The sequence below is a fragment of the Rhodothermaceae bacterium genome, assembly GCA_009838195.1.
In the GTDB taxonomy this organism is placed as follows: Bacteria; Bacteroidota; Rhodothermia; order Rhodothermales; family Bin80; genus Bin80.
The window spans coordinates 1-3530 of sequence record VXSC01000028.1 but is presented as its reverse complement, the minus strand read 5'-3'; the positions used below and the strand labels follow the sequence as shown (position 1 = coordinate 3530).

The window sequence follows — 3530 nt, the reverse complement described above, 5'->3', positions numbered from 1 at the left end:
CATCATCGTCATCCACGATCGTCAGCGTATGGATGCCTCGTTCTCCCACCGCGTATCCCCCCGGGCCAGAGACCAGCGTCAGAATCACCGTCTCGTCCTGCTCATCCTCCTTGTCTGGGATAATCTCAACCGGAATAATCGCCGACGTCTTGTGCGCATCCACCATAAATGATCCAGAACTGTTGTAGTCTTCCCCTCTCTCTGCCGTTCCGTCCAGCCTATAGCTAAATGTGAGATCGGTTGCCGGAACAGGAACAATGAATACCTTGACCTTGTGCGTAAACTTGTCTTCGAGCACACTCGATTTCGCCAAAGAAAAGTAAACGGTCGGCTCTCTGTCCTTGATTATCACTGTATGCGTGCTTGGACTTCCCACTTTGTATCCCGTACCGGGAGCCAGCGTCACAGTCATCGTTTCATCGTTCTCTTTCTCGAAATCACCAAAGATTGCGGGCCCAATGCATCGCCGGTATCCCAAGTTAGGTGGTATAGCCTTGACGGTAAATAACGTGTATTTATCCGTTCTGTAGTCCAGGTCTTCACCTTCCTTCGCCGTGCCTTCCTGCGTGGTGTAATAAAATAGGAGTTCCTCTGGAGGTGCACGATCGACTATTGTCCTGGCACAGTATTTTGCAGGAAGATCATCAGGAAGGGGTTCGGTTATGGTGCCTTCATCCACAATAAAACGAATCACTGGCAAATCATCGTTATTAATTGTCACCTCGACCTCTCTGGAATCCCCCGGCATCTGCTTAAAATCGCTCGACCAGTCATCCACAAATCCACCCGGATTTGTGGATGATACAAAGATGCCCGAACTTGATTCCCGGTGAGGAAAGTGTGGGAGAATTAGTAAAGGGCCGCTTAAAGAAAGTTCGCCTCCACTTGCACGAATCGCTTCAAAAGGAGCGGTGCGTGGTTCAGCAGAAAGCAGCGGGGTTACAAGAATTTTCCGTTCGAGTTTTTCGACAGCCTGCAAGTGTGTATTCAATAACGTCCGAGGGGCAGTCACGCCGGTATGGACTTGACTTTGCGGCGCGTGCGTCTGACCGAGCACGACCACAGGGAAAAACAAAACCCAGAAACCAACGAAGTTCAGGATATGTCGGATGCAAACCCTAAAACGATTCCTTCCGACGAAGAGATAAACATTTGGGGCTGTCTCCATCTCCCGTCCACACCACCACTATACGAGACGAGCACGGTAACTGAGGTTGAGTTCAGTTCCAAGGGGATAAGGCCTAGTCACGAAACTTACCATGTTATGATATCGCTTTTGATTATGAATGTACGAACTACCTGTGATGATATACGAAGTCCGGGTCATTCTCACCATACCAATCTCCAATACAGAATTGTTTTTTGGTGGTTGCCTAATTACGAACCACTTCCACGCCAACGGGGATAGAACCAAAAAGTTCCTAGTGGAACAAAAAAATGAAACCCCAATATTACCGCGCTTCATGTGTGACTACAGGTGGAAAACTTTAATCAGCAAAGTAAAATCGCCGATAAATGCTAAGTAAATAGGGGATAGATTATTGATCAATATACTCTGAGAATCGGAGGAAATAGGAGAAGTTTAGACATGAAAGTAATGGTTATCCCCGTGTCCACGAACATCACTATACTGGGATGATTTTGCCTGGAGCACGGATCACTAAGCCAGTCGCGCTCGCTATGATGGTCAGTTTGATTATGGTAGCGAATGCGGACAGTCAGACTCATATACGCTTAACATCCAAAAGGCCTCTGATGGGCACAGAGGTTGGCATGGTTCTCTATGCTGTCGATTCAATAGCGGCCGTGGAAGCGATGGAGTTAGCCTTTGCCCGCATTACAGATCTCAATAATCTACTGAGTGATTATCTGACCGAAAGTGAGCTTAGTCAACTCTCGAATACTCATAATCAATCAGTGCAGGTCAGTGATGATCTGTGGCAGGTGCTTTATACCGCGCAAGAAATTTCTCATGCATCCGCAGGGGCGTTTGACGTAACTGTCGGACCCTTAACACTCTTGTGGCGCCGAGCTATGCGAAGAGCCATGCTTCCAGATTCGACCGATCTAGATGAAGCAATGACGGCTGTTAGCTACGAGTCTTTACAATTGGATTTGGTCAGCCAGACCGTGCGATTGCAGAAGGACAACATGCGGATTGACCTTGGGGGGGTTGCCAAGGGATACATAGCTGATCAGGCTCTGGAAGTTCTTGTTCGGGAAGGATTTCCAAGAGCTGCTGTAGATGTGGGAGGGGATATTTCCTTAGGGGACGTGCCCCCCCATTCAGATGGCTGGAGTGTTAAAGTATTTTCAGAAGAGTCAGAAACAGGTGATATGATCTTGAAAAACTGTGGGATCGCGGTTTCTGGAGATTCCTATCGGTACTTGGATTACCAGGGAGTGAAGTACTCTCATATTCTTGACCCTAATACCGGGTATGGGGTGACGCATGAGAGAAAAGTTGCTGTGATTGCTCCCAATGCAATGATTGCAGATGCATGGGCATCCGCATATAGTGTGATGGATTGGCGGGTGATTCCTCTCAGCATACAGGAATGGGATGGTTTGAGTATTCGAATCGTGGAGCCGGATGGGACCGGTCTCAGGGAGTTGGAGACGGGGAAGTTTATAGGCAGAGAACAATTCTGAGGATTCCGCAGCGTTTTGTTAGAACTTACAACACCCAAGGGTAGGTCTAGTTAAGCTTATGCAAGCCTTTATTGGTTATATTTGTCCCGCAGGAAGAACGGCCGAGTGCTCTGTTCTATGGGTTTTGATTCGGTGCAACTATTAAAATCAGGCACAAACACAACAATTCCAAAATTCATGTGGCTCGCTAACTTATTCGTATTATTCGCTACGTTTTCCAATGTGGGAAGTAACACGTTAGATGCTAGTATTCACGGTCATGGAGGAGATCTCATCGAAGGTGTTGAAATAAATCCCGAACCTGAAATTTATTTTCTGCGCTTGATCGATGCTTCGGATTCTACAGATAATTACCTTCAAAAGACTATTGATCAGAGCTTCCCTCAATCTATCGAAAGGATTCTTAGTCTTGTCGGAGTCTCTGCCCCCCCCCCCATTTTTCAAAAAAAAAACTCTGATCGCGGAGAGCAATGGGGGGCCGCCGGGCAAACTCACCAATGTGAAGGTCAAAGTTTCTGGAAGCCGATATACCATTTCTTGGGCCCCGCCATCAGATGATGGTGGTAAGCCGATCACGAACTACAAGATTGAATCTGCCTATAAAACTAGTAGTGGACGGGAAAAATGGCATCCTGAGATCGTGAGCAAAGATATCCGAACTTATGAAGTTGTCGGCCTAGCGGGAGTATCAATCTATTTCCGGGTGAGTGCCGGTAATACGGATGGATTCGGATTGCCGTCAGACGAAATCTTAGCAGTAAGTGGGCAAGCCGTTAAACCGGATCAACCCATTAATCTGGTCGCGAACGCAGCAGGTGTTGGGAGGATCAATCTTTCTTGGAAACCTCCATATTTTGTTGGTTCCCAAATCATCACAG

Annotated in this window: 3 protein-coding genes; 2 read left to right on the top strand and 1 reads right to left on the bottom strand. The window is 47.3% G+C overall.

Annotated features, from left to right (window positions below; translation table 11 throughout):
* On the bottom strand, positions 1–1168 hold a 1168-nt coding region (locus F4Y64_06490), incomplete at its 3' end, for a hypothetical protein (GenBank protein ID MXX97247.1).
* A gap of 467 nt (positions 1169–1635) precedes the next feature.
* Here F4Y64_06490 and F4Y64_06485 point away from each other — a divergent pair.
* Both F4Y64_06485 and F4Y64_06480 read left to right on the top strand, forming a co-directional pair.
* A complete protein-coding gene (locus F4Y64_06485; protein MXX97246.1) occupies positions 1636–2652 on the top strand; it encodes an FAD:protein FMN transferase in 1017 nt (338 codons plus the stop codon).
* 328 nt (positions 2653–2980) lie between these two features.
* Positions 2981–3530: fibronectin type III domain-containing protein (locus F4Y64_06480; GenBank protein MXX97245.1), on the top strand; the 550-nt coding region annotated here is incomplete at its 3' end.